The sequence below is a fragment of the Paraburkholderia sp. genome (assembly GCF_035948235.1).
Lineage (GTDB): Bacteria > Pseudomonadota > Gammaproteobacteria > Burkholderiales > Burkholderiaceae > Paraburkholderia.
The window spans coordinates 21,643-28,561 of the sequence record NZ_DASZJJ010000141.1 but is presented as its reverse complement, the minus strand read 5'-3'; the positions used below and the strand labels follow the sequence as shown (position 1 = coordinate 28,561).

The 6,919-nt window shown below is 65.4% G+C and carries 7 protein-coding genes; all 7 read right to left on the bottom strand.

Annotated elements, in window-relative coordinates; genetic code table 11:
• Nucleotides 1–225: 225 nt before the first annotated feature.
• On the bottom strand, nt 226–1,695 hold the full coding sequence (rng, locus tag VG320_RS12665; RefSeq protein ID WP_027819633.1) for a ribonuclease G: 1,470 nt from the start codon (nt 1,693–1,695) through the stop codon (nt 226–228).
• Between the two features lie 8 nt (nt 1,696–1,703).
• The gene (locus VG320_RS12660; protein ID WP_327200451.1) at nt 1,704–2,327 is read right to left on the bottom strand and encodes a Maf family protein; all 624 of its coding nucleotides are present in this window, start codon (nt 2,325–2,327) and stop codon (nt 1,704–1,706) included.
• 175 nt (nt 2,328–2,502) lie between these two features.
• Nucleotides 2,503–2,973, bottom strand: coding sequence for a 23S rRNA (pseudouridine(1915)-N(3))-methyltransferase RlmH (gene rlmH / locus VG320_RS12655; protein ID WP_103701478.1), 471 nt, complete (start codon nt 2,971–2,973; stop codon nt 2,503–2,505).
• 30 nt (nt 2,974–3,003) lie between these two features.
• Complete coding sequence (gene rsfS / locus VG320_RS12650; protein ID WP_327200450.1) at nt 3,004–3,474, bottom strand: ribosome silencing factor; 471 nt, start codon at nt 3,472–3,474, stop codon at nt 3,004–3,006.
• Between the two features lie 2 nt (nt 3,475–3,476).
• Nucleotides 3,477–4,256, bottom strand: a complete 780-nt coding sequence (locus tag VG320_RS12645; RefSeq protein WP_327200449.1) for a nicotinate-nucleotide adenylyltransferase — start codon at nt 4,254–4,256, stop codon at nt 3,477–3,479.
• 4 nt (nt 4,257–4,260) lie between these two features.
• Nucleotides 4,261–5,214 (bottom strand): oxygen-dependent coproporphyrinogen oxidase, encoded by a 954-nt coding sequence (gene hemF / locus VG320_RS12640; RefSeq protein ID WP_327200448.1) that lies wholly within the window; start codon nt 5,212–5,214, stop codon nt 4,261–4,263.
• Nucleotides 5,215–5,636: 422 nt separating this feature from the next.
• Nucleotides 5,637–6,911: a phosphoribosylamine--glycine ligase gene (purD, locus tag VG320_RS12635; protein WP_327200447.1), complete on the bottom strand. Its 1,275-nt coding sequence runs from the start codon at nt 6,909–6,911 to the stop codon at nt 5,637–5,639.
• Between the last annotated feature and the right edge of the window lie 8 nt (nt 6,912–6,919).

Below are 6,919 nucleotides of genomic sequence, written 5' to 3'. Positions count from 1 at the left end.
ATATCAAGGTCACACAAGCCGACGATTAAACGGGTTCGTCCCGAGCATCAAAACACAAACGCCGACCCTCACAAGTCGGCTTTCCGTGCCCGTTTTTCCTGGCCGCCCAGTTCGTGCTGCTGGGTCTTCGCCGCGCGCGGTCGCCGAGGTTATTTTGTTTGCGTAGATCACCGTCTGGTGGGGCTTTCAGGCCGGTTCGTGATGCTGCGTGATCCGGCCCGTCCCTCACATCAACACAATGTCATACTGCTCCTGACTCAAATTCGACTCCACGCGCAGCGAAACCGGCTTGCCGATAAAGTCGATCAGCATCGCCAGATGCTGCGATTCATCTTCCAGAAACAGATCGATCACCTGCTGCGACGCCACCACGCGGAACTCGCGCGGATTGAACTGCCGCGATTCCCGCAGAATCTCGCGCAGCACGTCATAGCAAACCGTGCGCGCCGTCTTCACCTGCCCCTTGCCGAGGCAAGTCGGGCAAGGCTCGCACAGCACGTGCGCGAGCGACTCGCGCGTGCGTTTGCGCGTCATCTCAACCAGCCCAAGCTGCGAGAAGCCATTCACCGTCACGCGCGTGCGATCGCGCGAGAGCGCCTTCTTCAGCTCGCCAAGCACCTGGTCGCGATGCTCGACGTTCTCCATATCGATGAAGTCGATGATGATCACGCCGCCCAGATTGCGCAGCCGCAATTGCCGCGCGATCGTATGCGCCGCTTCCAGGTTGGTCTTGAAGATCGTGTCGTCGAAATTGCGCGCGCCCACGTAGCCGCCCGTGTTCACGTCGATGGTCGTCATCGCCTCGGTCTGGTCGATCACCAGATAGCCGCCCGATTTCAGATCCACGCGGCGTGACAGCGCGCGCTGGATTTCGGCCTCGATGTTGTAGAGGTCGAACAGCGGCCGCTCGCCCGTGTAGTGATGTAGCTTCGGCTGCACGGCGGGCGTGAATTCGGTGGCGAATTCGCTGAGCTTCTGGAACGTTTCGCGCGAATCCACCTGGATACGCGTGGTCTCGTCGTTGACGAAGTCGCGCAGCACGCGCTGGCCCAGATTCAGGTCCTGGTAGAGCAGGCTGGTCGCGGGCAGGCGCTGCGCCTGCGAGAGAATTGTCGCCCACGTCTTGCGCAGATAGGCCACGTCGGCGGCCAGTTCTTCGCTGGTTGCGTCTTCGGCGATCGTGCGCACGATATAGCCGCCTTTTTCATCGGCGGGCAACACGGCGGTCAGGCGCGCGCGCACCGCTTCGCGCTCGGCCTCGCTCTCGATTTTCTGCGAGATGCCGATATGCGGTTCCTGCGGCAGATACACGAGCGTGCGGCCCGCGATGCTCACCTGCGTGGACAGCCGCGCGCCCTTGGTGCCGATCGGGTCCTTCACGACTTGCACCATCAGCGTCTGGCCTTCGAAAACGGTCTTTTCGATGGGCTGATGATGCGCATTCGTATGCGGTTCGCCCGCCAGGCGCGGATGCCAGATATCAGCCACATGGAGAAACGCGGCGCGTTCGAGACCGATGTCGATGAAAGCGGACTGCATGCCCGGCAACACCCGCACGACCTTGCCGAGATAGACGTTGCCAACGCGCCCGCGCGACAGCGTGCGCTCGACGTGAAGTTCCTGCACTGCGCCTTGCTGGACCAACGCGACGCGCGTCTCCTGTGGCGTGACGTTGATCAGGATTTCTTCGTTCATGATTTGTTTTAGAAGTCGATGCTCGCGGCGCGCAGGAGGGCGGCCGTTTCGAAAAGTGGCAAACCCATGATACCCGAATAGGACCCGTCGATTCGCTCGATGAATTCGGCGGCGCGGCCCTGGATGCCGTAGGCGCCGGCCTTGCCGAACGGTTCCTTGCTCGCCACATAGCGGGCGATGGCGGCGGGCAGGGCGGCGGCGAAGCGCACATGCGAGCGCGAGACGGCCACCGGCAGGCACACGCCTTCGGCATTGACCACGGCAACGGCGGTCAGCACTTCGTGCTCGCGCCCGGCGAGGCGTTCGAGCATCGCGTAGGCGTCGGCGGCGTCGTGCGGTTTGCCGAGGATATGGCCGTCGATGCTCACGGTGGTGTCGGCGGTGAGGATCGGTGCGTGCGCATGGGCGCCCGCCACGAGGCGCGCGCGCGCGGCGTCGGCCTTGGCGGCGCACACGCGCTCGACATAGACGGCGGCGGTTTCGCCGGGCAGCACCGCTTCGAGCGCTTCGGCGTCTTCGTCGGGACGCGGCAGCAGCAGCTCGAAACGCACGCCCAGCTGCTGCAGCAGTTCCTGGCGGCGCGGGCTTTGCGAGGCGAGATAGACGAACGGATAAGTCGCGGAATGGGTCATCGGGCGTGTTTACGTCTTGAATTCGTCTTGAAGCGACGGAGTTCGGATGAGCGCCTGGGCGCGGGCGGCATTCCTGCAGACAACGCACGAAAAAGCCGCACGCGTCATGCCGGAAACACAGGCCACGCTGGCCGCAAATGCGGCATGCATGGCCCGGAATGCGCTTCAGGCGCGCTTAAACGCGATGATAGGGGTGATTCTGCGTGATGGTCCAGGCGCGGTAAAGCTGCTCGGCGAGCAGCACGCGCACCATCGCATGCGGCAGGGTGAGGGAGGACAAGCGCAGCAGCGTGTCGGCGCGCGCCTTGAGCTGCGGATCGAGCCCATCCGCGCCGCCAATCAGGAACGCCACGTCGCGCCCGTCCTGCTGCCAGCCAGGCAGCGCCTGGGCAAGCTGCATCGTGGTCCAATCCTTGCCGCGCTCGTCGAGCGCGACGATGCGCGCGTTCTTCGGCAGCGCCGCTTCGATACGCGTGCGCTCGGCGGCCATCACGCTTTCGGCGGAACGGCCCGACGAGCGCTGCTCGGGCTTCACTTCGCGCAGCTCGATGCGCAGCTCGGGCGGCATGCGCTTCGTGTACTCCTCGAAGCCCTCGGCGATCCAGTCCGGCATCTTGTGGCCGACGGCGACGATATGCAGTTTCATATGCCAGGGAGTGCGAACGGGCGCTGCAGCTTACTTCGCGCTCTTGCGCGCAGCCGTCTTGCGGGCCGGCTTCTTCGCCGCGACCGGTGCGTCTTCCGCTTCTTCCTCGTCTTCGTCCATCGGCTCGCTCGGACGCGCGCCCACGAAACCCGTGTTGGCCGCCAGCTTCAGGCGCACCGGCTTGTCACCCCAGATTTCTTCGAGGTTGTAGTACTGGCGCAGCGCAGGTTGCAGGATGTGAACGACAGCGTCGCCGCAATCGACCAGCACCCATTCGCCGATGTCTTCGCCTTCGGTGCTGACGATGTCGCCGCCGGCTTCCTTGACCGCCTCGCGCACGCTATTGGCGAGCGCCTTGGTCTGGCGGTTCGAGGTGCCGCTCGCGACCACCACGCGGTCGAACAGTTCGGTCAGATGGCTCGTGTTGAAGACGCGGATGTCTTGCGCCTTGACGTCTTCCAGAGCGTCGACGATGGTGCGTTGAAGTTTGCGGATGTCCATATTTACCCGTGGTGCCTGTACAGATGATGTTGATGAATATAGTCCCACACGGTTGCGGGGACCTTCCCGGCGGCCAGGCCGTCGGGTGTCGTTGTTTGCCGGTCGTCTTGACAGCCTTGATCGCCGTGTCTGGCGAGATCGGCGGTGTTGATCGCATGGCGAATTTCGGTCGCCGATACGTCGAGCGCGAGCGTCTCGTCGATCAGCAGATGGCCGCAGCGCGTGGCTGCGAGCGTGGCGGCGTCGGCGCGGCGTGCAGCGACCGTCGCGCCCACTTCAGGCGGCAGCGCCGCGAAATCGAAGCCGGGGCGGCTCGCCACGCCCAGATGCGCGAGCGCGAACAGCTCGCGCCATTCGTGCCACGAATCCAGATGCAGCAACTGATCCGCGCCCATTAGCAGCGTGAGCGCCGCGTTGGCGTTGCTCGTGCTCTTCGCGCGCCAGCGGCGCAGCGTCTCCACCGTGTAGGTGGGGCCGTCGTGCTCGATCTCGTCGGCGTCGACCGTGACCGTCACGCCCGGCATGACGAGCGTGGCCGCAGCCAGGCGCGTCATGGCAAGCCGATGCCCGGCGGCGCTCACCTCGGGCTTCTGCCAGGGCTGGCCGGCGGGCAGCAGGATCACTTCGGTCAGATCGAGCACGCGTGCGAAATGGCGCGCGAGTGCGAGATGGCCGTCGTGGATCGGGTCGAAGGTGCCGCCAAGCAGGCCGACACGTCGCGCAAGCGCTTTCGTGTTTGCCGCTGGCGCCGGGCTCACCGACGAAGTCGAAGAAAGGGTCACAGTGTCAGATCCACTCGCGCACGGGCAGAAAGTCGCTGTAAAGGCGCGCTTCCGGCGTGCCGGCTTGCGGCTGCCAGTCGTAGCGCCAGCTCGCGCCCGGCGGCATCGACATGAGGATCGATTCGGTGCGCCCGCCGCTTTGCAGGCCGAAGTGCGTGCCGCGATCCCACACGAGGTTGAATTCGACATAGCGGCCGCGCCGGTACGCCTGGAATTCGCGTTCGGCTTCGCCATAGGGCATCGTGCGGCGCTTTTCGATGATCGGCAGATACGCCTTCATGAAGCCGTCGCCCACACTACGCATCATGGCGAACGCTTCGTCGAAGCCGCCTTCGGCGTAATCGTCGAAGAAAATGCCGCCCACGCCACGCGCCTCGTTGCGATGCTTGAGGAAGAAGTATTCGTCGCACCAGCGCTTGAAGCGCGGGTAGAGCGTCTCGCCATAAGGCGCGAGCGCGTCGCGGCAGACACGATGGAAGTGCTGCGCGTCTTCCTCGAAGCCGTAGTAGGGCGTCAGATCCATGCCGCCGCCGAACCAGAACACGGGCGCTTCGCCCGGTTTGGTCGCCATCAGCAGGCGTACGTTCATATGCACGGTCGGGCAATACGGATTGCGCGGATGCAGCACGAGCGACACGCCCATTGCCTCGAAGCCGCGGCCGTTGAGCTCGGGGCGCGCGGCCGTCGCCGACGGCGGCAGGGCGTCGCCTTGCACGTCCGAGAAGCCGATGCCGCCGCGCTCGAAGAACTGGCCGTTTTCGAGGATGCGCGTGCAGCCGCCGCCGCGCAGCTTTTCGCCGGGCGCGCGCTGCCATGCGTCGGTCGCGAAAGCGGTGCCGTCGAACTCGCCGAGCGCGTCGGCGATGCGCGTCTGCAGGCCGGAAAGCCAGCTGCGCACTGCGGTGCTGTCATGGGTGGCGCCTTCGGGCGCCACGCCGGTTTGAATCGTTTCGGTCATCGATGAAGGGGCGCGCAAGGCTTGAGGCCGGCGCGGCGCCAGGATTGCTTTCGGATTCGGAATGCAGACCGCGCGCGGCGCGGTTTTGTCGAGTACTTGTGCTGCCAGCGTGTCAGTGCACCTGGTCAAGCGCACTTGATCAAGCGCATTTGGTCCAGCGCATTTGATCCAGTTTACGCCGATCTGCGCGGTTGCGGCCCCGTGAGCGATGTTCCGGCTACCTTCGGAGGGCCGGATCGCACACGCAGGTCCACGGAGAAGCTGCCTTCCAGGCCAGCCAGGCCGCGCGGCGTGCCCATGTGTCCTGCCGCGTGCCTGTCACCGCCAGGCAGCAGCGTCAAGCCGCATGGGCACACCGCGAGCCGGGCGTCTGCCCGCGGCCGTAGCCGTGAGCGCGCGCCCGGACAACGCTTGTCACAACCTTACTGCTTGCGTCCCGCGGCGCGGTAGCCGATGTCGTGGCGATACTGCATGCCATCGAACGAGATGCGGTTCACCGTTTCATACGCGACGTTCTGCGCGCTGCGCACCGAATCGGCCAGACCGACCACGCACAGCACACGGCCGCCCGAGGTCACGAGCTTGCCGTCGGCGAACTCCGTGCCGGCGTGGAACGTGACCGAATCGGCCGTTTCCGCCGGGATGTCGCTGATGCGGTCACCCTTGCGCGGCGTTTCCGGATAGTTGTGCGCGGCCAGCACCACGCCCAGCGCCGTGCGGCGATCCCATTCCAGCTCGACCTGATCGAGCGTGCCGGCGATGGCGTGCTCGAACACCTTCGAGAAGTCGCCCTTCAGGCGCGCCATGATCGGCTGCGTTTCCGGGTCGCCCATGCGGCAGTTGAATTCGAGCGTCTTCGGGTTGCCCTGCGCGTCGATCATCAGACCGGCGTACAGGAAGCCCGTGAAGCGGATGCCTTCCTTCTCCATGCCCGCCACGGTCGGCAGGATGATTTCGCGCATCACGCGTGCGTGCAGCTGCGGCGTGACGATGGGGGCGGGCGAGTAGGCGCCCATGCCGCCCGTGTTCGGGCCCTGATCGCCGTCCTGCAGGCGCTTGTGGTCCTGGCTCGAGGCCAGCGCCAGCACGTGCTTGCCGTCCACCATGACGATGAAGCTGGCTTCTTCGCCGGCGAGGAATTCCTCGATCACGACACGCGCGCCGGCGTCGCCGAGCTTGTTGTCGGCGAGCATCGAATCGATCGCCTGATGCGCTTCTTCCAGCGACATCGCCACCACCACGCCCTTGCCCGCGGCCAGACCGTCGGCCTTGATGACGATCGGCGCGCCGTGCGTGTCGACGTAGGCGTGCGCGGCCGTCGCGTCCGAGAAGGTCTCGTAAGCGGCGGTCGGGATGTTATGGCGCTTCATGAACGCCTTGGCGAAATCCTTCGAGCTTTCGAGCTGCGCGGCTTCCTTCGTCGGGCCGAACACCTTGAGGCCGCGCGAACGGAACACGTTGACGATGCCCGCGGCGAGCGGCGCTTCCGGGCCGACCACGGTGAAGGCCACCTGCTCGCGCTCGGCGAAATCGGCGAGCTCGTTGATGTCCGTGATGGCGACGTTGGTGAGCCGCTCGTCCTGCGCGGTGCCGCCGTTGCCCGGTGCGACGTAGACGAGCTGGACGCGTTGTGCCTGCGCGAGTTTCCACGCCAGTGCATGTTCGCGGCCGCCAGAACCGACGACGAGTAACTTCATGAGAATCC

Coding starts and splice junctions, on each gene's coding strand:
- VG320_RS12660 (WP_327200451.1), bottom strand. CDS start 2,327: ATGACCCATTCCGCGACTTATCCGTTCGTCTATCTCGCCTCGCAAAGC.
- purD (WP_327200447.1), bottom strand. CDS start 6,911: ATGAAGTTACTCGTCGTCGGTTCTGGCGGCCGCGAACATGCACTGGCG.
- rlmH (WP_103701478.1), bottom strand. CDS start 2,973: ATGAAACTGCATATCGTCGCCGTCGGCCACAAGATGCCGGACTGGATC.
- rsfS (WP_327200450.1), bottom strand. CDS start 3,474: ATGGACATCCGCAAACTTCAACGCACCATCGTCGACGCTCTGGAAGAC.
- hemF (WP_327200448.1), bottom strand. CDS start 5,214: ATGACCGAAACGATTCAAACCGGCGTGGCGCCCGAAGGCGCCACCCAT.
- rng (WP_027819633.1), bottom strand. CDS start 1,695: ATGAACGAAGAAATCCTGATCAACGTCACGCCACAGGAGACGCGCGTC.